Source organism: Smaragdicoccus niigatensis DSM 44881 = NBRC 103563 (assembly GCF_000380645.1).
GTDB lineage: Bacteria > Actinomycetota > Actinomycetes > Mycobacteriales > Mycobacteriaceae > Smaragdicoccus > Smaragdicoccus niigatensis.
This window is the reverse complement of the sequence record NZ_AQXZ01000013.1, coordinates 138,794-162,805: the sequence shown is the minus strand read 5'-3', so window position 1 is coordinate 162,805 and position 24,012 is coordinate 138,794. Positions and strand designations below refer to the sequence as shown.

General features: G+C 65.0%; 22 protein-coding genes. 16 read left to right on the top strand and 6 right to left on the bottom strand.

Annotation, left to right across the window (positions count from 1 at the left end):
- A complete protein-coding gene (locus F600_RS27165; protein ID WP_018159745.1) occupies positions 1–495 on the top strand; it encodes a suppressor of fused domain protein in 495 nt (164 codons plus the stop codon).
- On the opposite strand, the gene F600_RS0106290 is transcribed toward F600_RS27165, so the two are convergent.
- The gene (locus F600_RS0106290; protein WP_018159744.1) at positions 473–3,589 is read right to left on the bottom strand and encodes an ATP-binding protein; all 3,117 of its coding nucleotides are present in this window, start codon (positions 3,587–3,589) and stop codon (positions 473–475) included. The genes F600_RS27165 and F600_RS0106290 overlap by 23 nt on opposite strands.
- 112 nt (positions 3,590–3,701) lie before the next feature.
- On the opposite strand from F600_RS0106290, the gene F600_RS0106285 reads away from it, so the two are divergent.
- A complete protein-coding gene (locus F600_RS0106285; RefSeq protein ID WP_018159743.1) occupies positions 3,702–4,073 on the top strand; it encodes a cupin domain-containing protein in 372 nt (123 codons plus the stop codon).
- A 40-nt stretch (positions 4,074–4,113) separates the two neighbouring features.
- On the opposite strand, the gene F600_RS27160 is transcribed toward F600_RS0106285, so the two are convergent.
- On the bottom strand, positions 4,114–5,115 hold the full coding sequence (locus F600_RS27160; protein ID WP_156024442.1) for a magnesium and cobalt transport protein CorA: 1,002 nt from the start codon (positions 5,113–5,115) through the stop codon (positions 4,114–4,116).
- A 140-nt stretch (positions 5,116–5,255) separates the two neighbouring features.
- On the opposite strand from F600_RS27160, the gene F600_RS0106275 reads away from it, so the two are divergent.
- Entirely contained in the window at positions 5,256–5,576 is a 321-nt protein-coding gene (locus F600_RS0106275; RefSeq protein WP_018159741.1) for a hypothetical protein, read from the top strand.
- A gap of 2 nt (positions 5,577–5,578) precedes the next feature.
- Entirely contained in the window at positions 5,579–6,433 is an 855-nt protein-coding gene (gene fdhD, locus F600_RS0106270) for a formate dehydrogenase accessory sulfurtransferase FdhD (RefSeq protein ID WP_018159740.1), read from the top strand.
- On the opposite strand, the gene F600_RS0106265 is transcribed toward fdhD, so the two are convergent.
- Both F600_RS0106265 and F600_RS0106260 read right to left on the bottom strand, forming a co-directional pair.
- Positions 6,423–7,358, bottom strand: coding sequence for a cation diffusion facilitator family transporter (locus tag F600_RS0106265; RefSeq protein WP_018159739.1), 936 nt, complete (start codon positions 7,356–7,358; stop codon positions 6,423–6,425). The genes fdhD and F600_RS0106265 overlap by 11 nt on opposite strands.
- Positions 7,358–8,572: a PucR family transcriptional regulator gene (locus F600_RS0106260; protein WP_026306228.1), complete on the bottom strand. Its 1,215-nt coding sequence runs from the start codon at positions 8,570–8,572 to the stop codon at positions 7,358–7,360. The genes F600_RS0106265 and F600_RS0106260 overlap by 1 nt, the downstream gene beginning before the upstream one ends.
- Before the next feature lie 204 nt (positions 8,573–8,776).
- Here F600_RS0106260 and F600_RS27155 point away from each other — a divergent pair, with 204 nt between their 5' ends.
- Complete coding sequence (locus F600_RS27155) at positions 8,777–9,895, top strand: FUSC family protein (RefSeq protein ID WP_245541482.1); 1,119 nt, start codon at positions 8,777–8,779, stop codon at positions 9,893–9,895.
- On the opposite strand, the gene F600_RS0106250 is transcribed toward F600_RS27155, so the two are convergent.
- Positions 9,864–12,230, bottom strand: a complete 2,367-nt coding sequence (locus tag F600_RS0106250; protein ID WP_018159736.1) for an FdhF/YdeP family oxidoreductase — start codon at positions 12,228–12,230, stop codon at positions 9,864–9,866. The two genes, F600_RS27155 and F600_RS0106250, sit on opposite strands and share 32 nt — an antisense overlap.
- Positions 12,231–12,403: 173 nt before the next feature.
- Here F600_RS0106250 and F600_RS0106245 point away from each other — a divergent pair, with 173 nt between their 5' ends.
- The 4 genes from F600_RS0106245 (at position 12,404) to F600_RS0106230 (ending at position 15,478) form a co-directional block, all read left to right on the top strand.
- Positions 12,404–13,270, top strand: a complete 867-nt coding sequence (locus F600_RS0106245) for a PHP domain-containing protein (protein WP_026306227.1) — start codon at positions 12,404–12,406, stop codon at positions 13,268–13,270.
- Positions 13,267–13,542 carry a hypothetical protein gene (locus tag F600_RS0106240; protein ID WP_018159734.1) on the top strand — a complete coding sequence of 92 codons (276 nt, stop codon included), beginning with the start codon at positions 13,267–13,269 and terminating at the stop codon, positions 13,540–13,542. Before F600_RS0106245 ends, F600_RS0106240 begins: the two co-directional genes overlap by 4 nt.
- A 125-nt stretch (positions 13,543–13,667) precedes the next feature.
- Positions 13,668–14,858 (top strand): NAD(P)-dependent malic enzyme, encoded by a 1,191-nt coding sequence (locus F600_RS0106235; protein WP_026306226.1) that lies wholly within the window; start codon positions 13,668–13,670, stop codon positions 14,856–14,858.
- A 122-nt stretch (positions 14,859–14,980) separates the two neighbouring features.
- A complete protein-coding gene (locus F600_RS0106230; RefSeq protein ID WP_156024441.1) occupies positions 14,981–15,478 on the top strand; it encodes a type 2 periplasmic-binding domain-containing protein in 498 nt (165 codons plus the stop codon).
- 2 nt (positions 15,479–15,480) lie between these two features.
- On the opposite strand, the gene F600_RS27150 is transcribed toward F600_RS0106230, so the two are convergent.
- Entirely contained in the window at positions 15,481–16,647 is a 1,167-nt protein-coding gene (locus tag F600_RS27150) for an alpha/beta hydrolase family protein (protein ID WP_018159731.1), read from the bottom strand.
- A 46-nt stretch (positions 16,648–16,693) separates the two neighbouring features.
- Here F600_RS27150 and F600_RS0106220 point away from each other — a divergent pair, with 46 nt between their 5' ends.
- The 7 genes from F600_RS0106220 to F600_RS0106190 all read left to right on the top strand — a co-directional run bounded on the left by F600_RS0106220 (position 16,694) and on the right by F600_RS0106190 (position 23,966).
- Positions 16,694–18,220 (top strand): succinic semialdehyde dehydrogenase, encoded by a 1,527-nt coding sequence (locus F600_RS0106220; RefSeq protein WP_018159730.1) that lies wholly within the window; start codon positions 16,694–16,696, stop codon positions 18,218–18,220.
- Positions 18,221–18,268: 48 nt separating this feature from the next.
- The gene (locus tag F600_RS0106215) at positions 18,269–18,913 is read left to right on the top strand and encodes a TetR/AcrR family transcriptional regulator (protein ID WP_156024440.1); all 645 of its coding nucleotides are present in this window, start codon (positions 18,269–18,271) and stop codon (positions 18,911–18,913) included.
- 368 nt (positions 18,914–19,281) lie between these two features.
- On the top strand, positions 19,282–20,487 hold the full coding sequence (locus F600_RS0106210) for a lipid-transfer protein (protein WP_018159728.1): 1,206 nt from the start codon (positions 19,282–19,284) through the stop codon (positions 20,485–20,487).
- A gap of 28 nt (positions 20,488–20,515) precedes the next feature.
- On the top strand, positions 20,516–20,956 hold the full coding sequence (locus F600_RS0106205; RefSeq protein WP_018159727.1) for a type II toxin-antitoxin system Rv0910 family toxin: 441 nt from the start codon (positions 20,516–20,518) through the stop codon (positions 20,954–20,956).
- 2 nt (positions 20,957–20,958) lie between these two features.
- On the top strand, positions 20,959–21,825 hold the full coding sequence (locus tag F600_RS0106200) for a MaoC/PaaZ C-terminal domain-containing protein (protein WP_018159726.1): 867 nt from the start codon (positions 20,959–20,961) through the stop codon (positions 21,823–21,825).
- A 15-nt stretch (positions 21,826–21,840) separates the two neighbouring features.
- The gene (locus F600_RS0106195) at positions 21,841–22,710 is read left to right on the top strand and encodes an SDR family oxidoreductase (protein WP_018159725.1); all 870 of its coding nucleotides are present in this window, start codon (positions 21,841–21,843) and stop codon (positions 22,708–22,710) included.
- Complete coding sequence (locus F600_RS0106190; protein ID WP_018159724.1) at positions 22,707–23,966, top strand: acyl-CoA dehydrogenase family protein; 1,260 nt, start codon at positions 22,707–22,709, stop codon at positions 23,964–23,966. The genes F600_RS0106195 and F600_RS0106190 overlap by 4 nt, the downstream gene beginning before the upstream one ends.
- Positions 23,967–24,012 lie beyond the last annotated feature (46 nt).

Genomic DNA, 24,012 nt, shown 5'->3' with positions numbered 1-24,012 from the left:
ATGACGAGCCCTTCAGACGTCGCCGCCGCCGTTCGCTCCCACTTGGTCTCGTGGTTTTCCGGGGTCAGTGAGCCCGATTCGGCGTCGGTGACGTTCGTCGGTCTGGAACCGATCGAGATCCTGCGCTTCGGCCCCGACGAGTCGAACAACTACTTCTATGTGACGGTCGGCTGCTCGCGGTACCCGATGGTCGATCCGAGCTCATACAACGCCGACCCGATCCGCGGCCCGCGGGCGGAAGTGCTGTTGCAGGTCCAAGGTGCTGCCGGACCGGAAGCGGGCATCGCGCGTTCGCTCGCTGTCGTCGCTGCGGTTCCGTCGGTCGAGGGCGTGGTCCTCAAGGAGGGGCTCATGCTGCGGCTCGGTGGTCCTGTCTGGAAGGGAGCCCCCGAGACCGCAGTGCGGATCGAGCCGAGCGGGGTTGCGGACTTCGTTCTGCCGGAGCCGGCCTCGCCGGTGCAGATCTTCTCGGCTAGGCCGACGCTGGAGGATTAGCGAGCTCGGTCAAACGTTCTCTGCCCTGCTCCATGCCGCCAGATGCCATCCGCTCGAGTGCGTTCCGCGCGAAATGCGCCGCGCGCGGATCGCCGAGCGCAGCCGCCACCTCCGTTTGCGCCCACCGGGCCTCGTAGTGGCCGAGCGCCGGGCCCTCGCGAAGGGCGCGTTCGGCCAGGGTGTGTGCCTGATCCAGAGCGCCGCGCCGAACCAGCACAATCGCTGCCCTCGCCGCGGCCCATGACGCGAACAATCCGAGGTGCTCGGAAAGATCGAGCGATGTGAAGAATGCGTTGAGCGACGAATCGAGATCGCCAAGCTGCTGGTGTGCGATTCCAACACCGCGCCAGGCGGTTGCGGTCCACCCGCGGTGCTCGATTCGGGTAGCGATGTCCAGTGCTTCCATCGCCGCCGCCAACGCTTCGTCGCCGCGGGAGAGCGCGGCGAAGGCCTCCGCCAGGTGCCACAAGGCGTACGACTGCCCCTCCAGATTGCCGAGCGTGCGGGCGAGTTCGAGTGCCGCATTGATCTGAACGAGGCCGTCGGCGGCGCGTCCGGCGAAGACCAGTGCGTGCCCCGCGGTCGACCGCGGTGTGAGGACGCGGACAAGATCACCGGAGTCGTAAAAGAGGTCGGCTGCACGCCGCAGAGCCGCTTCACCTTCGGTGACCGCACCGTCCAGGAACTGTGCCATCGCGCGGGCATCGAGGACGCGTGCCATCCCCGCGCCGTCGGACAGTTGCTCGTAGAGAGCCAGTGCTTCCGCGGCCCGTTCTACCGCGCGGTCAGCGCGTTGATTGTTCATGTCGAGGATCGAAGCGACCTCGAGAGCGCGCGCCCGCGCGGCGTGGTCCGTTCCCGCCTCTGCCACCGCGAGTTCAGCGAGCGACGCGGCCCGAACGATGTCGTCCGCACCCGAAGCGAGCATCGCCAGCCGGGAAAGGTTCCGGGCACGCGCGGGACCGTTCGTGCTCGCCGCGAGCGCGGCCCGAATGTCCTCCCGAGCTCCGGTGATCTCACTTCGACGTTGTCGCGCCTGCCCGCGGGTTTCGTGGAGCGATGCCCGCACGAACGGTGACGGTTGAAGCGCGAGCCCGGACTGAGCGAGTTGAATCGCCTCGTCGTCGGCATAGCTGAGGAGGGCGCGTGCCGCCGCGTCGGCATAGGCTTCGGCCGCGCCGCGTGCGTCGCCCGCTTCCCGCAGATGATGTGCGACAGCCGTGACATCGTCTTCGGTTCGCAGGGCTTCGGCGAGGTCGGCGTGCAGGCGCGCAGAGTCGACGGCGTCTAGAAGGCTGCCCACCACCTCAGTGACCATGTCGTGGCTGGTCGCCCAGCCCAGGTCGCCGAGCCGCACCAGCCCCCGTCGGAACAGACGGGACAAACTGGCGTGCACCGCGTTGTGGTCGGTTCCGGATGCTGCAGAGATCAGTGGAACGCTGGTTTCGCGCGAGCGCAACGCGAGCAACGACAGCACCTTTCGGTCCGCCGGGATCTGCGTGTTCACGCGGTTCGCGATCGCCATTCGCTTGCCGGCTTGCGCGATCTGGGTAGCGCGCGCAGCGGCGGCTGGCGTGGCGCCGTTGAGGTGGCCCGCTGGTCCGTGCAGGACGAGCCCCTCTGCGGCAAGTACCTGCAGTACCTCGGCAACCGCCATGGGCGTGCGATCAGTGTGCTGAGTGATCGCCTCGACAACGCCGACATCGTTCACGAGTTCGCGCAGCGCATCCGCGCTGAGCCCGCCGAGATTGACCCGCACTGCGGTGGCACAGTGCGCGAGAAGAGCCGTGACGTCGTCGCGATCCGCGGCTTCCGCGGGACGGAAGATCAGGATGGTTCCCCGGACTTGCGCGCGGTTCACGACCGTTTCGACGATTGCCAAGCTGCTCGGATCGCACCATTGGAGGTCATCGATGGCGATGACCATCTCGGTCGCCTCCAGTACGCGCACCGCGGCCTCTTGAACCAGGATGTGCCGGCTCGCGGGGTCGGGCTCGACGCCCGCACTACGGCCGAGTTCGGGAAGCAGCCACGCCAGAGAAGACTGCATCGGTGTGGGAAGGGCATCGAGGAAACCGATGTCGAGCGCGAGCGCTTCCCGCAACAAGGTGCGGAGCATGCTCCACTGATCCGCACGGTCGGACAGGTAGGCCCGGACTCGGATCAGCGGCACCTCCCGAGCGAGCCGGTCCACGAGCCGGGACTTGCCCGATCCGGACACCCCGCTCACGGTGACGACCGCACCTCGCCGAGTGGACGACGTCAATGCCGAACGCAGGTATCGAAGCTCGTCGGTACGCCCGACGAAGGCGAGTTCGCCCAACTGGCTCGCCCGCGATCGCCGCGACGACTCGGTCCGCGCCGGAAGTTCCCGCAGGAGCCCCTCATATATTGACGCTGCCGCAGGTGAGGGATCGACACCCAACTCGTCAGCGAGTGCGGTGCGGAAGTCGAGGTACGCCGTCAGCGCCGCGCTGCCGTCTCCAGCTGCGGCGAGGGCCTTGACCAACAGGAGAACGGCGACCTCGCGCAGCGGCTCCGCGGCGACGGCGCGACTGCTCATTTCGACCGCGGTGTCCGCATCGCCCTCGTCGAGTGCGAGGGAGGCGGTCCGTTCGAGGAGGTGCTGATGGATGCGGATCATCCGGGCGCGATACTCGGCGGCCCAGTCGTCGTAGGCCTCCTCCGGGAGCGGCTCGCCAGACCATAAGGAGAGCGCTTCGCGTAGCCTCGGCGCGGACGATTCGTCGGCCGCGGCAACCGCGAACCGCTCGGCATCGACCTCGCAGGCCGGGCTTCCGGCCAGCGTGTAGCCCCGCTGACCGGTCAGGATCAGCTTCGGGTCTCCCAACGCACGCCGCGCGCGGTTGACGAGCACCTGCAGGTTCGCCGCCGGGTCCTCGGGCAGGCGGTCGGGCCAGAGCGCGCCCGCCAACACATCGTTGCTGACGAAGCGACCCTGCCGGCTCGCGAGCACCTTCACGAGGGTGCGGACCTTACGTCCTTCGAACGCAGCGACCGGTATCTCGACGCCGTCACGCAACGCCGCGAACCGTCCGAGGAGCCGGATCTCGATCACTCCGGCTTCGGGCATGCCCCTGATTATCGCGAGCGCAAGAAAAACTGCAAGGAATCTGCAAGGAGCGCTCCCTAGCTTGGGTGTCACGGCGGATGACCTGCCGGAATGCCGAATCAGGAGTGGAACCATGAACATGACTCAGGTGATCGAACAGCGCGACTTCGCACAGCCGGACGAGGTCCGCACTTTCGAGAACGGGCGGGCGGAGATTCTCCGCATCGGCGGCATGGAAATCGGGCGGCTCACGTTCTCACCGGGCTGGCAGTGGTCGAAGCACGTTAAGCCGATCGCCGGAACGGAGCTGTGCGAGGCCCCGCATTTCCAGTACCACGTGTCCGGCACGCTGCACGTCCTTACCTCGGACGGTGAAGAGTTCGAGGTCGGGCCGGGCGAGGTGACGTCGTTGACGTCCGGGCACGACGCGTGGGTCGTCGGTGACGAAGATGTCGTCGTTGTCGACTGGTTCGGGGCCAGCCACTACGCGCAGCATCAGCACTGAGCTGGCGGGAATTGACGAGCTGTAGCCGGGGTATTCCCGGCTACAGCCACTTTCGGCGGCGCAGGGTGATGTAGAGCCACGCAGCGATGCCGCCCATCACCAACAACGCCATCGGGTAGCCGAATGTCCAGCTGAGCTCCGGCATGTGTTCGAAGTTCATGCCGTAGATACCCGCGATCAGCGTCGGCACGACGATGATTGCGACCCACGCGGAGATCTTTCGCATGTCGTTGTTCTGCTGGAGCGTGATGCTGCCGAGCGCGGCACTGACCAGGGCGCTCAGGGTGTCGTCGAAGTCGACGATCCGGTCCGCGACCTCGGAGTGGTGATCGGCGACGTCGCGGAAGTAGCGCCGAATCTCCTTCGGAACGCGAAGGTCGGAGGTGGTCGAGAGGATATGCAGCGGCTCGGCCAGCGGATTGACGGCTCGTCGCAACTCCACGATCTCGCGCTTGAGGTGATAAATCGGGGTCGTGTCGGTCCGGCTGCGCGCGTCGAACACCGATTCCTCCATGGCGTCGACGTCGTCCTCGACCTGTTCGATGACGTCGACATATGCGTCGACGACGTGGTCGGCGATACCGTGCAACACCGATCCCGGACCGAGCCCCAACTGGACGGGGTTCGCCTCGAGCATCCGGCGCACGTTGCGGAGCCCACCATGCTCGCCGTGTCGAACCGTCACGACGAAGTCCGCTCCGACGAACACCATCACCTCGCCGGTCTCGACGATCTCGCTCATGCCGGTGGTCGGATCGTTCGCGGCGTAGCGAACCGTGCAGAAAACGACGACGATGAGGTCGTCGTAGCGTTCGAGCTTCGGGCGCTGGTGGGCGTGGACCGCGTCCTCGACGGCGAGTTCGTGGAATCCGAACGTTCTCGCGATCGACGCCATGTCCGCGGCCGACGGTTCGTGGACGCCCAACCAGCAGAAACCTTCTCCGCGGGTGCGGACTTCAGTCAGGGCCTCGTCCGCGCTGAAGGCGCCGGGAAGTCGCACCCCGTCGACGTAGACAGCACAATCGACCACCGCAGACCCCACGGTTGTCGATGCTACGACCTCGGGTTTCGAACGTCGGCGTGGTGATCGACTTTGTTCGGATCTTCATGATGTCTTGTCGCCCAATACAGAATCCGTTGTCGTCCCTTGCATGTCGTCTCTGGACTGAGCACGCTCACTGAATGAGCAGGATCGGCGAAGAGGACCCGCGCGACCCGCTGTCGCCCGGATATCGGGACTTCTGGAGACAGGGCGGACACCTCGTGGAGACCACCACCGAGGTACCAGAGCCCGTCGTGGCGCTGGGCGGAACTCTCTCCTACGACGAGCACAGTCTGTTGCGCTGGATTCACGAACTGTCCGGAAAGCTCGCGCAATCGGTGCGCGCTGCAGACAAGGCGACGTCGACAACGGTCCTCGCGGCGATCGACGAGCTCCATACCCAAGCGCAGCGAGTCGTCGACCTCACCAAACCTGGTACGACCGATCACATCGCGAGCTGATCATGGGACGGGTGACGGTCCACCGGCCGGTCCTTCGAATCCGCGACGATCATCTGGTGGATCGCCCCGACTGCTTGGCGGTTGAAGAGCCTCTCGAAATCCGGGTCGGTGGTCGGTCGCTGACCGTGACCATGCGTACGCCCGGCGACGACTTCGATCTCGCGATCGGATTCCTGGTCAGCGAAGGCGTGGTCTGGAGTTCCGACCAGGTGGCCGCGGTCCGGTACTGCGCGGGTGCCACGTCCAACGGTCGCAATACCTACAACATCGTCGACGTTGCGCTGAGCGATGGGGTCAAGGCACCCGCCGCGTCGCTCGAACGGAACTTCTACACGACGTCCTCGTGCGGTCTGTGCGGCAAGGCCAGCCTCGAAGCGGTCTGTACCTCGGCGCATTGGTCGGTCGCAGAGGACCCGTTCACCGTTTCCGCCGAGGTCCTCGCCGACCTCCCCGGCCGTCTCCGCGCGGCGCAACGCGTGTTCGACGACACCGGCGGATTGCATGCGGCCGGACTGTTCAGCATCACCGGCGAACTGCTGTTCCTACGGGAAGACATCGGCCGGCACAACGCCGTCGACAAGGTCATCGGCCATGCGTTGCGGCAGGGGATGCTGCCGCTGCGCCAGACGATCCTGATGGTCAGCGGGAGGGCGAGTTTCGAACTCGTGCAGAAAGCCGTCATGGCCGGTATCCCGATGCTGGCGGCGGTGTCCGCTCCGTCCTCACTGGCCGTGGAATTGGCTGCGGAGAACGGCCTCACGCTTGTCGGATTTCTCCGCGGAACGTCGATGAACGTCTACTCCGGCCGGTCGAGAGTGGGACTGCCATCGCTCGCACGCGAACGGGTCAGGACGTGATGCTTCGCTGATCGGGGGTCGCGAGTCCAATCACCGCTCGGGCGATGTAGCGCCCACCTTCCATCCGGTGCGCGATCGTATCCAGCGTCTGCGCCACTTTCGACTCGACCTCATCGCCGACGACGTCTACTCGTGCGACGAGATACAGGCGCTTCGGACCGAGGTACTCGGTCCGAAGGAAGGTGACCCGATCGACTTCGGGCATTGCCAACATCGAGGCGATGATTGCGGACCGCAGTGGCGGCGATGCCTCCACGCCGACCAGGTATCGGCGGTTCTGATTGATCAGCACGACGGCGATCGCCGCGAGGAGAAGGCCGACCAGGATCGACCCGATCGAGTCCCACACCGGTGAACCAGTCAGCTGATGGAGGAATACACCGAAGAACGCGATCGCCAGGCCGATGAGGGCGGCCGCGTCCTCCGCGAACACCGCTCGGGTAGTCGGGTCGGAGGTCTGGACCGCGTGTTCCAACAGCGTTCGTTCGAATTCCACCGCCTCGCTCCGCAGTTGGCGCAACGTCTGGCGGAAGGACATTCCCTCCAACACCGCAGAGACCGCCAGGACGATGTACGCGACGCCGAAGTTCGACGACGGATCCGGATGTATCAGTTCGCCGACTCCGTGCGTGATCGAGACCCCCGCACCCACGCCCAGCAATCCGAGTGCAGCAAACATCGACCAGATGTATGCCTCGCGCCCGTAACCGACGGGATCGTCCGGGTCCGGGGTTCGAGCTGAACGCCGCTCCGCGATAAGGAGCAGCACTTCGTTACCGGTATCCGCCCACGAATGGGTCGCTTCCGCCACCATCGACGCGGAACCCGTGACCGCTGCGGCGAGAGACTTGGCGATGGCCACCAACGCGTTCGCCACGAACGCGAGAGCGACGGTGACGGAACTGTTCGGTGCGGACTTGACCATCAGCGCCGCTTTCGGGGCGGCTCAGGCGTGCTGAGTTCGGGGCTGAGCTGGATCGCGTACGCCGCCGCGGTCAGTTCGGCGATGTCAAGTGGCTCTGACAGCGATCGGTGCGTCAGTTCGGTGATCCGGCGGAGTCGGTACCGGACTGTATTCGCGTGGCAGTGAAGGTGTTTCGCGGCCGCTTCGGCAGACGCGCCGTGATCGAAATACTCGGTCAAGGTGTCGAGCAGGATGAGTCGGTCCTCGGCGGCGAGTTCCAGCACCGGTCCGAGCACGCGCTCGGCGACGCGCCGGCTTTCCTCCGGTGATCGGGCCACGAGCGCCGCAAGCGGGCTCGCGCTGAAAATCCGGGTCGCCGTCCGGCCGGCCGGAACCATCGCCAGGGCTGCCTTCGCCAGTTGCAGCGCACGAGGCGTGTCGATCAGCGATCCGAACTCCGGACTGATGCCGGTGCGGCAACTGGCGTGGGACCGGATGACAGTGAGGGCTTGCTCGCGCTGTTCGGTGGTCAGGGCGACGACTCCGAGCTGCAGTGCCGGCGTCAATCGCCATGCCGAGACGACGCCCTGAGACGCGAGGTGGCGTTCAATGCTCGGGAGGCTGCCCTCGGCCAGTCCGCGGGTCTCGGCCGCCACGACGACGAACATCGCGTCGGATGGCAGGTCCAACAGCGACGCGGCCTCGAGCTGCCCCGCGTCCGCCGACGGTCGGCCGCTCAGGAGCGCCTCGACGAGGGCGGAACGGCGTTCCTGATGCGCAACCAGGAGTTCTGCCGTGGTGGACCGGTAGGACTCGGTCAATGCGACCGCGTGCTCATCGGTCACCTGCCAGATCCGTGAGGCCGCGTCGAGTAATGCTTCGGAATCGCCGGGTCGATTTCGCTGGTTCGAACGCTGCAATAACGCGTCCCACATCGTCGAGAAGCAGATGCGGTAGGCACGAAGGACTTCCGGCAGTGGCACGCCCTGGTGGGCGCGACGCCGACCGGTCTCGCGTGGGGCGGCCAGGTCGAGCGGCGCCTCTACTGTGGCCAACGTGCCGATCATGAAGCCGAGGTTGTTGGCGATGGATTGGTGCAGATCCTCGTACGGCACGATATCGGTTTCCCGGTACATCGGAATCCGGTCGAGGATCGCGCCATGGGCGCTGTCGACGAGGTCGGACAGCCGTGCGTCAGCCCATGTGGCCAGCTCTGTCATCACGTTGTCGGTCAATCGTCCCCCTGCACCTTGATGGGCACTCTAGGGGACATTCGCCTGCGCAATCCGGTGGTCTGAGTCGCGTCGACGTTCGCTACGAATTTTCACCGCCGCACTTATTTCGAAGGACAGTGACCACTGTTCTGTCCGACAAAACCGGTGCTCCGATGGACGAGAGTCGGTATCGCACGCGTTCCAATTCTTGGACGCACGTCGCTCGTGCGCACCCAGCAGAGAGCGGAGGGCCAGTTGCGGGCGATCAGGAGGCGCGTCCGGCAGTTGGCCGACCTCGGCCCGGCGGCGAGCGATCATGCCCACGCTGCGCGGGTGGCGATCGGGCTCGTCGTTCCGGGGCTCGCGATCGTCCTGGCTGGGCGTCCCGATCTCCTCATCTACGCGGTCTTCGGGTCCTTTGTCGGCATGTACGGACGCACGGAATCACCCGCCGGCAGGATTCGGCATCAGGGACAGGCTGCGTTGATTCTCGGCTTGGCGGCGGGCATCGGGGTCGAACTGTCGAATCATCACGTCGGCGCCCTGACGCTCGTCGTCGCCGAGATGCTGTTCGCCGGGATCAGTTCGGTGGCCGCCGATACGTGGGGTCTCAAGCCGGAAGGACCGTTCTTCGGGATATTCGCGCTCGGCGCGATGGCGACTCTTCCCTCGGGACACGTGTCTCCGACGATTGCGGTGGCGATCGGGGGCTCGACGGCGTTGTTCTGCGTCACTTTGAGTGTCGTGATCGCCCTGCGAACGGGCGACTTGCGGTCCTTCGCGGGCCTGCGGCGCACCTCATCGTTGCGGGCCATCCGCCCCTATACGACCGCGGAAACACTGACGCACGCGGTGCGCTACGTCATGGCGATCTCGCTGGCCGGCGCGGGCGGTCTGGCGCTCGGCATTGATCACGCCAACTGGGCCATGGCTGCCTCCGCGGTGCCGCTTGCGGCACCCGATGCGCGCGGCGGAGACCGTTCGATCCATGGGGTCGTACAGCGCGGAGTACACCGAGTGCTCGGCACGTTCGGCGGCTTGGCGATCACCGGTGCGCTGCTCGCGCCGCATCCCGGACCCACGTTCCTGGCGGTGGTGGTGATCGTGCTGCTGTTCCCCACGGAGCTGTTCATGATCCATCACTACGGACTCGCGCTCGGGTTCTTCACGCCGCTGATCATGCTGATGACCGAACTGGCCGAGCCGACCGACGCATTGACCTTGGTCCGGGATCGCGCGATCGACACCTTCATCGGTGTGGTCATCGGAATCGGCGTCGCGGTGATCTCTCGTCGCTGGGGTCGACGGCGGACTACGCCCGCTGAGGTGCCGTCGCCGGGCTAGTCGATTTCGGGGCCAGTCCCTGCTGCGGTGACTTCGTCACGTGGACGTTGACGCATTTCATGATCGGTTGATCGCTCTGAGTGCTGAAGTCGCCGATCGCGCACAGGACGTTCATCTCCGGCATGTACCCCGCGGCGCACCCGACCGGAATGTCGTACGGGATCACCTTGTAGTTCGACAGCGATCGCTCGCTGCCATCCCGCGCCGTCGCGACGATGTCCACCTCGTCGAACTCCGTGAGTCCGCGATGCTTCATGTCGTCGGCGTTCATGAAGATCAGCGTGCGGAGGTTCTTGATCCCGCGGTAGCGGTCGTTGTCGGAATAGATCGTGGTGTTCCACTGGTCGTGTGAGCGCATCGTCGCGAGCCGGATCTGACCTTCGACCGGGACTTCATCGGGAAGCGGTGCGGCGGAGAACTCGGCGCGGCCGGATTCGGTGAGGAACACCCGCTCACGGGCCGGCTGCTTGATACGGAATCCCAAAGGGAGACGTACCCGGCGGTTGAAATCGTCGAAGCCGTCGAGAACTTCGGCCATGGTGTCACGGATCCGGTCGTAGTCCTCGACGTACCACTTCCAGGGCGTCTTGCTGTGCGGCAGAGCCGCATTCGCCATACCTGCGATGATCGCGGGCTCCGACAGCAGGTGCGACGACGCGGGCTTCTTCATTCCGACCGACAGATGGACCATCGACATCGAGTCCTCGACGGACGTCGACTGGATTCCCTCTTTCTGGTGGTCCTTCTCGGTGCGCCCGAGGCACGGCAGGATCAGTGCCTGCTTGCCGTGGACGATGTGGCTCCGATTGAGCTTCGTGCTCACCTGGACGGTGAGGTCGCACTTCTCGAGTGCGGCGAACGTATAAGCGGTGTCCGGTGCCGCGATCGCGAAGTTGCCGCCCAAGGCCACGAACACCTTGACCTCCCCGCGATGCATCCCTTCAATCGTCGCAACGGTGTCGAGTCCGTGTTCGCGGGGCGCGTTGATACCGCAGACCTCGTCGAGGCGGGCGAGGAAGGACTCTTTCGGCCGATGATCGATTCCGCACGTGCGGTTGCCCTGCACGTTGCTGTGCCCACGTACCGGCGAGGGCCCCGCACCCTCCCGTCCGATGTTGCCGCGCAGGAGGAGCAGGTTGATGATTTCGCGAATCGTGTCGACGCCGTGCTCGTGCTGCGTCACGCCGAGGCACCAACTGATGATGCTGCTGTCGGCTTCGCAGTAGATGTCGGCAGCCTTGTCGATCAGGACGCGCCGCACTCCGGACTCGCGAACGATCTCCTCCCAGGAGGTCGCTTGGACAAGGGCTCGATAGGCCTCGAAGCCCGTCGTGTAGCGGGCGATGAAGAGTTCGTCGATCGCCTTCGGGTCCTTCTTGATCCGCTCGAGCACCGATTTGGCGATGCCGCGAACGAGTGCCATGTCGCCGCCGATGCGCGGCTGCAGGTTGAGGTTTCCGGTCTTGGTCGGCGTGAAGGTTGCCATCCGGGCGAATTCGTGCGGGATGATCGTCTTGCGAGACGCGGCCTCGATCAGCGGATTGATGTGCACGATCTTCGCGCCCCGGCGATGCGCCTCCGCGAGCGCGGTGAGCATGCGCGGTGCGTTCGAGGCGGCATTGACTCCCATGATGAACAGGGCGTCCGCGGTCTCCCAGTCTTCGAGGTCGACAGTTCCCTTGCCCGTGCCGATGGCGGCCTGCATGGCCCGCCCGCTCGCTTCGTGACACATGTTCGAGCAGTCCGGCAGGTTGTTCGTACCGAGTTCGCGAGCCATGAGCTGGTACAGGAAGGTGGCTTCGTTGCCGAGCCGGCCGGAGGTGTAGAACGACGCCTCATTGGGGTTGGGGAGTCGGGACAACGCTGTCCCGACAAGTGTGAATGCAGCTTCCCAGCTGATCGGCTCGTAGTGGTCGGTGTCGCGGTTGTAGACCATGGGCTCGGTCAACCGGCCCTGGTTCTCGAGGTCGAACTCACTCCAACCGGCGAGTTCGGTGACCGAGTGCCTCGCGAAGAACTCGCGACCGACGCGTTTGTGCGTCATCTCCCAGGTGACGTGTTTGATTCCGTTCTCGCAGATGTCGAGATGCAAGCCCTTCATGTCGTCGGGCCACGCGCAGCCGGGACAGTCGAAGCCGCCGTTCTCGTGATTCATCTTGAAGACCGCGCGCGAGCCGAGCAGTAGCTCGCGCTCGCGGACCAGAAACTTCGTGACGCTCGTGGCTGCGCCCCAACCCGCCGCGGAATGGTGGTACGGCCCCTTGAACTTGGGCGGTTTCCCGTTGTCCGGCCCCTCGGAGGCGGGCAGTTCAGAGAACATCGTGTCGTCGGACATTTCGTGGCCTCCTGCGCAGACTCGTGAATTCGACACTAGGCCCGTAACACCAAGCGGGAGACGGGCAAAGCCTGCCGCAGTCGTTTTTTGTCCGGGTCACCAAACACCTTTGTTCGTTGCACTGAGGAGTCGATATTCCGGACCTCTCCGGCGCAAGTGCGACACTGGAATCCGTGCGCATCGATCTCCACACCCACTCAGCCGTGTCCGACGGCACGGACTCCCCGGCTGAGCTGGTTCGCCTGGCCGCGGACGCGGGGCTCGACGCCGTCGCACTGACTGACCACGACACAACCGAGGGATGGGCGGCCGCGGTCGAGGCGTTGCCAGACGGGCTCGCGCTCGTTCGTGGCATGGAGATGTCGTGCTCGGGCCGCGCTGAGGATGGCGGTGGCGAGGTCGAGGTGCACCTCCTCGCGTACCTCTTCGATCCGCACAACCGTGCGATGGAAACCGAACTCGAGCGCCTGCGCGAGGAACGCGACGGCCGTCTGCGAAAGATGGCTGAGCTGATGGCGGCCGACGGGCTGCCGATCGACCCCGACGCGGTCATGGATTCGGTAGGGGCTTCCGCGGGTCGGCCGCACCTCGCGCGTGCCCTCGTCGAGGCCGGCATTGTGCCGACGGTCGGCGATGCGTTCCACAAGTTGTTGTCGCGGGACTCGCCCTACTATGTCGGCAAAGGCAACACCGAACTCGGTGAGGCCGTCGATCTCGTCAACGCCGCCGGGGGAGTGAGCGTGATCGCACACGCCCGGGCCCACAAGCGGGGTCGGTTGCTGTCGGTCGATCACATCGAGGAGCTGGCCGAGCGTGGCCTCGGCGGTCTCGAGATCGATCACCCCGATCACGACGAAGCGGGGCGCTCCTTGCTGACCGGCATCGCCACGGCGTTCGACCTCATCGTGACGGGGTCGTCGGACTATCACGGCGCGAACAAGCACGTTCGCCTCGGCGAGTACCAGACTCGACCGGAATCACTCGACGCCATCGCCGAACGGGCGAGCGGAGTGCCGGTCATCGGAGGGAAGTGGGCATGAGAACCCTCAGTGGAGTCATCACCGGTGGCCTCGTTGCGCTTGCGCTCGCCGTCATCACCATTGCCGTCCTCGGAAGCGCCCCGGACCTGAGCGGAATGAACTCGTTTCCCGGTCCCGGCGCGAAGTCGATCCTGGCGCATCTCGGTGCGGCGGTGGTCGCGGTCATCGCGCAGGTCTACAGCGACCGCCGGCGTGGAATCGCGGCGTTCGGCGTCCTCATTTTCGTTCTCGGACTGACCGCTTTGCTGCTCTGGACCCAGTGGTTGAACTGATCATCCGCCGTTCGTGAAAACGAGCGGTCGTTTGCGGTCTTGGTTGGCCGCGTGGGAACCTCTTGTGCAGCCGTGAAATGGGACCCGATTGCACGGGATTCCAACGAAAGTGGGAAGGTGTCTGGGTGACTGAAGCGCCAACTTCGACAAGCGGCAGCCTCGCCGATATTACTGATGATGAGATCTTCAATTCTCACATTAACGGCAAGCTGTCAGTGAGTTTGACGGCACCCCTGGAAACTCAGCGCGACCTCTCGATCGCGTACACCCCGGGTGTGGCGAAGGTATGCCTCGCGATCGCGGACAACCCGGCTCTGGCGAAGACCCACACGTGGACTGGCCGACTCGTAGCGGTCATCAGTGACGGCACTGCTGTGCTCGGTCTCGGTGACATCGGCCCCGCCGCGTCGATGCCGGTCATGGAGGGCAAGGCGGCGCTGTTCAAGAAGTTCGCCGGCCTTGACTCGATCCCGATCGTCCTCGCCACCAAGGACGTCGACGAGATCGTCAACACCATCAAGCTGCTCCGCCCGACGTTCGGTGCGGTCAACCTCGAGGACATCTCGGCGCCGCGCTGCTTCGAGATCGAGCGCCGCGTCATCGAGGAACTCGACTGCCCGGTCATGCACGACGACCAGCACGGCACGGCAATCGTCGTGCTCGCCGCACTCAACGGTGCAGCGCGCGTGCAGGGTCGTGACGTCGCGGGTCTCAAGGTCGTCATCTCCGGCGCCGGTGCGGCGGGTGTCGCGTGCGCGAACATCCTCCTTGCGGCCGGTATCACCGACATCGTCGTCCTCGACTCGAAGGGCATCGTCTCGAAGGACCGCGCGGACCTCAACGACGTCAAGATCGACCTCGCGGCTCGGACGAACCCGCGTGCGCTGACCGGCGGTGCCGGCGACGCGCTCACCGGTGCGGACGTGTTCCTCGGTGTCTCCGCCGGAAAGATCCCGGAGGAGTTCATCGCGTCGATGGCTCCGGAGTCGATCGTGTTCGCGTTGTCGAACCCGAACCCGGAGATCCACCCGGACGTCGCTCGCAAGTACGCCGCGATCGTCGCGACCGGACGCTCCGACTTCCCGAACCAGATCAACAACGTGCTCGCGTTCCCGGGTGTGTTCAAGGGCGCGCTCGACGCGGGTGCCCGCAAGATCACCGAGGGCATGAAGATCGCGGCCGCGAACGCGATCCTGTCGGTCGTGGCCGACGAACTCGGACCGGAGAAGATCGTGCCGAGCCCGCTCGACCCGCGCGTTGGGCCGGCGGTCGCCGAAGCCGTTGCCGCTGCAGCTCGCGCCGAGGGCGTGGCCTGATTCTGCGGAGTCGTTTTTCGAACGCCGGGATTGCCGCAGTCATTGCGGTGATCCCGGCTTTCGTTGCATGTAGCAAGGTCGATGTGGCACCCGGTCCACCTCCGGCCGCACACTCGATCGTCGTGTCAAGCGTCGACAGTCTGCCGATGGCGATGGTCGGGGAGATATACCGGCAGGCTTTACAGCGGTACGGAGAAGCCGCGGAAAGTGGAAGGTCGGTGCCGGACCTGTCCGCTGCACTCCGCGAACTCGATGCCGGCGATGCCACCGTCTTGCCCGAAGTCTCTGCTGAACTGCTCGAACGCTTCAACCCGTCGAGTACTGCTCAACCTGACCCGGAGACGCTGTTCAAGGCGCTCAGCGAGTCGCTGCCGAACGGGTTGTCGGTGGGCGACTTCGCGCTCGCCACGGACCAGGCGGTCACGTCGAAGACCGGCACAGCGCGAAATATCGTGCCGCTGTACCGCACGGGCGAACTCGACGACAATGCCCTCCTGGCGTTGAACAAGGTCGCCGGCGAACTCACGACGCCCGATCTCTTCGACCTGTGCGACAAAGAACGGCACGGCGCCAAGCGCGCGGACATCGTGTCGAACTGGCTCGACCAGCACGGTTTCTGACGTCAAACGGCGAGGCTGCGCCAGTTGTCTGGCATGAAGTCAGCGTCTTTCATGAAGCGGGTCATGCGCCGTAGGTAGTCCGGCTGGCTGATGTGCATGAGGTGGTTGCCCGGAAACCAGTGCAATGCGCAGCGATCCCAGTGTTCCCATAACGCTGCGGATTGTTCCGGCGGCGCCAGCCGATCGCCCAGGCCGGTGATGATGAGGCGGCGCTCGCGGGGGATGACCGGCGCGTAGTTCAGTGGCGACGAGTATGCCAAGACGTCAGCGAGAGTGTCAGTGCTCGTGCCGCCGGCCTTGAGTCCGAAGCGCAGCAGCGTCGACGCCGGAACCCAAGTGCTCAGCAGTGCGGGAACGTCGATCACGGGAACGTTCGGAACCGCCAGTTGAAGCCGGTCGTCGACGGACGCCAAGAGCGCCGACGTGTATCCGCCAAGCGAAATGCCAGTCACGCCGATCTTCGAAACACCCGTCGACTCGAGGTGATCGATGAGGAGTCGCAGGTCGTGGATCGCCTGTCCCGATGCCTCGACGAATCCGCTGGTCCCGTGCGCGAAGTACCCGCATCCGCTGTACGGCGATCGTCGCTCCGCGCGGGACCCGTGAAAGGGCAGCGTGAACAGGACGACGTCGAAGCCTGCGCGATAGAACCACGGCAGCTGGAAGAAGACGCTGTTGAACAGGTAGGTCGAAGCGAAGAAGCCGTGGATGACGATCAACGTCGGGCGCGGTCCATCGGCATGACGCCAGTGTTGTGCGTGGACAACGTCATTGCGTTCGAAGGTGCGCCAAAGCTTTCGCAGCTTCGGGTTGATCGGTTCGAACCCACTGTGAAACTGCAGGATCTCGGCGTCTGCGACCGTGAGCCTCCGCATCGCCGGTCCCGCCGGCCGCGACCGAACAGTCGGTGTGTGGGTTGGGCGCGGAAACGATACGACAGGATCGTGGCGACTCGCGATGTTCGCGTAGAAGTCGGCGTTCGCGATCTCGCGGCGCACTGACGAACCGCTCGTCACGGTGGGAACGAAGGTCGCCGCCAGGAGCGTGGCGGCCACCGTTCGCACGGCGATATCGGCGGCCGCGGTCGATGTGACGATCGCCTGCTCGCGCGGCGTGAGCTGAGCGAGGCGCGGCAAACCGCCGGCCGTGGCGTCGTGACTTTCGGTCATGTCCCGATAGTTACATACGAACGTGTATGTATGTAACATACGCGGCATGAAAGCCTCGACAGCGGCAGCGCTGGCCTCCACCGTCACCGGTCGCGGCGACCCGGCGCACATCAAGCGGCCGTTCACCGACGAGCCGCTGGCATGGATACCGCAGATGACCGCCGAGGACATCAACGATGCGCTCGATCGGGCGAGGGCCGCGCAGAAGGGGTGGGCGCAGGTCTCGGCGAAGCAGCGTGCCCGGACCATCGGTCGAGTGCTCGACCTCGTGCACCGCGACCGCGAACTGTTCATGGATGTCCTGCAGGCCGAGGGCGGCAAGGCGCGGGTCGATGCGCTCATCGAGTTGGGCGAGGCGCTGCTTGCGGTCCGGCATCACGTCAACACCGCAGAGGCGCTGCTCGCCGACGAATCGCATTCGGGGATCATTCCTGGGCTGACGTCGACCTCAGTGATTCATCGACCGCATGGCGTCGTCGGCGTGATCGTGCCGTGGAACTTTCCCGTTGCCTTGGGCGCCGCGGATGCGCTCCCCGCACTCATCGCGGGCAACGCGGTGCTGCTCAAAGCCGATAATCAGACCGCTCTCTCGCTGCTTCTGCTCCGACGCTGCGCCCTCGAGGCCGGCGTCCCAGCGGACGTGTTCGGAGTGGTCGTCGGGCATCGGAACGACATTGGCGCCGCGCTGCTCGACGGTGTGGACTATGTCGCGTTCACGGGTTCGACCGCTTCCGGGCGCGAGATCGCCCAGCATGCCGGACGCCGGCTGATCGGCTGTTCGCTCGAACTCGGCGGGAAGAATCCGATGATCGTGCTTCCGGATGCGGACCTCGACCGCGCGGCATCTTCGCTGGCCCGGACCAGTTTCGCCAACTCCGGTCAGCTGTGCATGACGGCGGAACGCATCTACGCCCACGTGGACATCTATGAGCGATTCATCGACCTGGCGGTACGTCACACCGCGGAGATCCAACTCGGTGCGGACTACTCGTTCGGCACCGACATGGGTTCGATCACGACGGATGCCAACTTTGCCCGGCTGGGTGAGTACATCGGGCAGGCGACGTCCGTCGGCGCCGAAGTCCTGACGGGTGGGCGGCCGCGCCCCGATATCGGTCCGAAGTTCTTCGAGCCGACGATCCTCGCCGGCGTCACTCCGCGGGCGCGACTGCATGCCGAAGAAGTCTTCGGGCCCGTGGTCTCGATCTATCCGTTCCGCACGATCGACGAGGCGGTCGCCGCCGCAAACGACTCGCAATACGGCTTGTCGGCGAGCATCTGGACGCGAGATACGTCCGCGGGTCGCAAGCTCGCGCCGCGAATCGAGGCTGGGGGAGTAAACGTCAACGACGGATACGCCGCGGCGTTCGGAACGCACTCCGCGCCGGCCGGCGGTATGAAGGGTTCCGGCGTCGGGCGACGACATGGTGCTGCGGGTCTACTGCGGTACACGGAGGCGCAGACCGTCGCCGTGCAGCGATTGACGTCCTTGAACAGCCGGATGGGCCTGCCTCGGGAGCTCCACGGCGAGCTGACCGGGCAGCTTCTCGGCTGGTTGAAACACATCAGTTGATTAAGGATGGCAATAGATGCACTCTGACCTGCGGTTATGATGATCAACATGACTCGGTCCACCCGCCCGGTTGAACGTCGCTCCCAAGAGCAACGAAGCTCGCAGATGCGAGTGCGGCTTCTCGATGCCACGATCGAGTGCCTGGTCGAGTTTGGCTACGCGGGGACGACGTCTCCGCGCATCGCGGAGAAGTCGGGTGTCACGCGCGGTGCCCAGGTGCATCACTTCGGCTCGAAGAACGAGTTGGTGATCGCGGCGGTCAATCATCTGGCGGCCAAGCGCGCCGAGAGTGTGATCCGGGAACTCGGCCAGATCAAGGCCGGGCCCGACCCGATCGGTCAGGTCCTCGAGTTGCTGTGGGACATCCATGACGGCCCGATCTTCGATGCGACCGTCGAGCTGTGGGTCGCGAGCCGCACCGACCCGGAACTCGCGCGCGAGATGGCGAAGTTCGAAGTCACGGTGACCAACACCCTGCAAAGCGTGATCGCGCAGCTGGTGCCGCCCGAGCTCAACCGGGAGATCGTCGACTTCGTCTACACGGCAATGGATTCCTTGCGGGGAATTCGTATCTCGAGCTATGTCGACGCGGATCCGGAGCGCGCACATCGCCGATGGGTCCGCGCGCAGACGAATCTGCGCCGAATCGCGTCGCCGGCTGTTGATCAGATTCTCGGGCAGTCCGCCCGGTAGGTGAAGGGTCGTGCAGGGCGGGTTCGCTCTGTGGTGATCTCACCCAAATCTGAAAGGCCAGGATTTTCCGCGCTGACCGCGGAAAATCCTGGCCTCTTGTCCCGTCGGTCCGACTCCGAACGAGGGGCTGCTCGTCGATGCCGAACGGTTCGGTGCTCTGCTGACGCCGTCATCGATACATGTGGATGACGACGGCAGGGGAGCACTGAATCGTTGACCGGACTGGCTGACCCCCTGGGGGCGGGCGCTTTTGTGTGCGCGCTGCGGTCACCAGAAAAGTGACGTGAGTCACATCGGACGCGCTGTCTAAGGTATTGTCCACTTACATACAAGTATGTATGTTTGTCGCCATGACCCGAGGAGGTTCGATGGCGAACAAGGTGTTCGTGGTGGGCGTGGGCATGACGAAATTCGAAAAGCCCGGCCGCCGCAAGAACGACGATGGAAGCGACTGGGACTACCCGGACATGGCCCGCGAGTCGGGCACGAAGGCGCTCGCCGACGCGGGGATCTCCTACGACAAGGTCGAGCAGGGCTACGTCGGCTACGTCTATGGCGAGTCGACCTCCGGTCAGCGGGCACTCTACGAACTCGGCATGACCGGTATCCCGATCGTCAACGTGAACAACAACTGCTCGACGGGCTCGACCGCGCTCTACCTGGCGGCCCAGGCGATCCGCGGCGGTCTCGCGGACTGCACCATGGCGCTCGGCTTCGAGAAGATGCAGCCCGGTTCATTGGGTTCGGTCTACGACGACCGCGAACAGCCGATGGCGAACCACATCATGGCGCTCGCCGAGATCTCCGAGGTTCTCTTCCCCCCGGCGCCGTGGATGTTCGGTGCCGCCGGCCGCGAGCACATGGAGAAGTACGGAACCACCCGCGAGCACTTCGCAAAGATCGGCTTCAAGAACCACAAGCACTCGGTCAACAATCCGTACGCGCAGTTCCAGGACGAGTACTCGCTCGAAGACATCCTGGCCTCGCGTACGGTCTACGACCCGCTCACCAAGCTGCAGTGCTCGCCGACTTCGGACGGTTCGGGTGCGGCAATCTTGGCATCGGAGAAGTTCGTTGACGAGCACGGCCTCGCCGATCAGGCGGTCGAGATCGTCGGGCAAGCCATGGCGACGGACTTCCGTTCGACCTTCGATGGCACCTGCAAGAACATCATCGGTTACGACATGAACGTCGCCGCAGCTCAGAAGGTGTACGAGCAGGCTGGCCTCGGCGCCGACGACTTCCAGGTCATCGAGCTTCATGACTGCTTCTCGGCGAACGAGCTGTTGCTGTACGAGGCGCTCGGGCTGTGTGGCGAAGGTGAAGCCGGAAAGCTCATCGACAACGACGAGACGACGTACGGCGGCCGGTGGGTTGTGAACCCGTCCGGTGGCCTCATCTCGAAGGGCCACCCGCTCGGGGCGACCGGACTCGCTCAGTGCGCCGAGCTCACCTGGCAGCTCCGCGGCACCGCGGACAAGCGTCAGGTTTCGAACGTCACCGCTGCTCTGCAGCACAACATCGGGCTCGGTGGCGCCGCCATCGTGACCGCCTACCAGCGCGCCACCCGCTGATTTCACTCACTCAAGAAGGAGCCCCCAAATGGGACACATCGAAGCAACCAAGACCCTGTCGGCCACCCCGGAAGCACTGTGGGGGACCGTCTCCGACGTCACCACATGGGACAAGTGGTTCTCGATCCACGAGCGCTGGATGGAAGAGCCGCCGGCCGTTTTGACCGAGGGCGCGCGCCTCGTCGCGAAGATCATGATGCTCGGCATGGCCAACAAGATCGAGTGGACCGTTCTCGAGGTCTCGGCACCGAACAAGCTCACGCTTAGCGGAGTCGGAATGGCCAACGTGAAGACCGAATTCACGTTCACGATCGAGGCCGACGGTGACGGCAGCAAGCTGTCCGTGGCCGGCGACTTCGAAGGTGCGCTCATCAAGGGCGCCTTGGCGAAGGCCGTCGAGAAGGACGGACTCAACCAGCTCGACAAGTCGCTGAACGCGCTCAACGAGCTCGCCACGGCATCGGCCTGATCATGGCCGTGACCAAGTTCGAGGTTGATGGCCTCAACGTCTGGGCGGATCCGGAGACCTTCGAGGTCACGCGCGAGCGCATCGCGGAGTATGCCGCGGCGACCAACGACCCGATCGAAGCACACCTCAACGGCGACGTGGCTTCCCCGGTGTTCGCGATCGTCCCGGCCTTCGACGCCCTCATGGCACCCGCGCTCGACGTCGTCCCGATCGACATCTTCGGCCGGATCGTGCACGGGGAGCAGGACTTCCACTTCCACCGCGCAATCCGACCGGGCGATGTCATCACCGCGCGTGGCCGAGTGATCGGCTGGGACTCGGTCGATTCCGGTGCTCGGCTGTCGATTCACATCGAGTGCCGGGACGAGAACGACGAACTCGTCAACGAGCAGTACCTCATCGGATTCTTCCGCGGTGTCGATGCGGGTCCGGAGGTCGGGGATCAGGTCCCGGCACACCGGTTCGATGCGTCGCTGCGCGACAACGCACCGGTCGCCAAGGTCGCGCAGCACGTTGACCTGGACCAGACCTTCCGCTATGCACCGGCTTCGGGCGACCCGATGCCGATCCACCTCGAAGAGGAGGTCGCTCGCGACGCCGGTCTGCCCGGCATCATCGCGCACGGCCTGTGCACCATGGCGTTCACGTCATGGGCGGTTCTCACCGAGGTCGGCGGTTCAGATGTCAACCGGCTCAAGCGCTTTGCGGTGCGTTTCTCGAAGATGGTCATCCCGGGCGACGACCTGGAGACGCGAATCTGGAAGCAGTCCGAGGCTGACGGAAACACGACCTACGCATTCGAAACGGCACGCGGGGAGGACTTCGTCATCACTGACGGCCTCGCGGTGATCGCCGACTCAGACATATAAACCAGGAGCAATGGAATGGGTGCACTCGAAGGAAAGATCGCCGTCATCACCGGCGCTGGGCGCGGTATTGGTCGTGAGCACGCGTTGCTCTTCGCCCGCGAAGGTGCGTTCGTCGTCGTCAACGACCTCGGCGGCAGCAACGCCGGCGAGGGTGTCGACGTCGGGCCGGCGCACGAAGTCGCACAGGAAATCATCGCCGCGGGCGGTAAGGCGGTTGCGAACACCGACAACATCGCGACCTGGGCGGGTGCCGAGGCACTGATCAACCAGGCGATTGCGGAATTCGGCGGTCTCGACATCGTCATCAACAACGCCGGAATCCTGCGCGACGCCTTCATGCCGAACATGACGGAGGCCGAGTGGGACGCCGTCGTCGCGGTTCACCTGAAGGGGCACGCGGCGACGACTCACCACGCCGCGAAGTACTGGAAGGAAGAGTCCAAGGCCGGCCGTCAGCGCAGGGCTGCGATCGTGAACACGGCGTCCGCGTCGGGAACGACCGTTCCGAACGCTGGACAGGGTAACTACGGTGCCGCCAAGGCGGGCATCGCGGCGCTGACCCAGGTCGCCGCCGATGAACTCGAGCGCTACGGCGTGCGCGCGAACGCGATCGCGCCGATCGCTCGGACGCGTCTGACCCTGGCGACGCCCGGCATGGGCGCGATCTTCGCCGCACCGCTCGAAGAGGGCGAGTTCGACGCGTTCAGCCCGGCCAACATCTCGCCGCTCGTCGCTTATCTCGCGAGCGACCTCTGCTCGATCACGGGCAAGGTGTTCGCGGTACAGGGCGAGGCCATCTCGGAGCTCGGCGGCTGGCACGACGTCAAGACCATCGAGACCGAAGGTCCGTGGCTCATCGACGACATCTCCGCGAGGCTCCCATGATCGAGTGGTCGGAAACCGACATCCTGATGCGCGATGCCGCTCGGGAGTTCATCGAGAAGGAAGTTCGGCCGCACGTCGACGAACTCGAGCACGGGGACACCCCTCCCTATGCGATCCTGCGCAAGTTCTGGGCGGAGTTCGGCCTCGACGCGATGGCGAGCGAAGCGATCAAGGGCTTGCTCGAGAAAGAGCGACGCAAGCTCGAGCGCATCGCCTCCGGCGAACCCAAGCCGGAAAAGAAGAAGTCCGGCGGCATGGGTGATCTCGCCGGGCAGGCCTCGGCCGCAGCCTTGATCACGAGCGAACTCGCTGGCGTGAGCCTCGGCATGGTGGCTGCGGTTGGCGTGAGTCTCGGTCTGGGCGCAGCGACCATCGCCGCGCGCGGCACCCTCGCTCAAAAGGAGCGTTGGCTGCCGGATCTGGTCACGCTCGACAAAATCGCAGCGTGGGCGATCACCGAACCCGACTCCGGGTCCGATGCATTTGGCGGGATGAAGACGTACGTCAAGCGCGATGGTGAGGACTACATCCTCAACGGTCAGAAGACGTTCATCACGAACGGCCCGTACGCGGACACGATCGTCGTCTACGCCAAGCTCGACGAAGGAGACGGCGGCGAGAAGCGGAACCGCAAGGTGCTCACGTTCGTTCTCGACGCGGGCATGCCTGGCCTCACTCAGGGCAAGCCGTTCCGGAAGATGGGTATGCACTCGTCTCCGACGGGTGAGCTGTTCTTCGACAACGTCCGGCTGACCAAGGATCGTCTGCTCGGCGAGACCGAGGAGCACAAGGGTGGTGACGGCCGCGAGAGCGCGCGCAGTTCGTTCGTGGTCGAGCGTGTCGGATGTGCAGTTCTGTCGCTCGGCATCATCAACGAGTGTCACCGGCTGTGCGTCGACTACGCCAAGACTCGAAAGCTGTGGGGACAGGAGATCGGCAAGTTCCAGCTCATCCAGCTCAAGCTGGCGGAGATGGAGATTGCGCGGATCAACGTGCAGAACATGGTGTTCTCGGCGCTGGAAAGCGCCCGCAAGGGCAAGACTCCGACGCTCGCCGAGGCCTCAGCGATGAAGCTCTACTCGACCCGTGCTGCCACCGATGTGGCGATGGAAGCCGTGCAGTTGTTCGGCGGCAACGGCTACATGGCCGAGTACCGCGTCGAGCAGCTGGCGCGTGACGCCAAATCGCTCATGATCTACGCCGGCAGCAACGAAATCCAGGTCACGCACGTGGCCAAGGGCCTGCTCAACCTGTAAGCGGCCGACATAACGAGGATCGCGGCAGTGCTCACAAGGCGCTGCC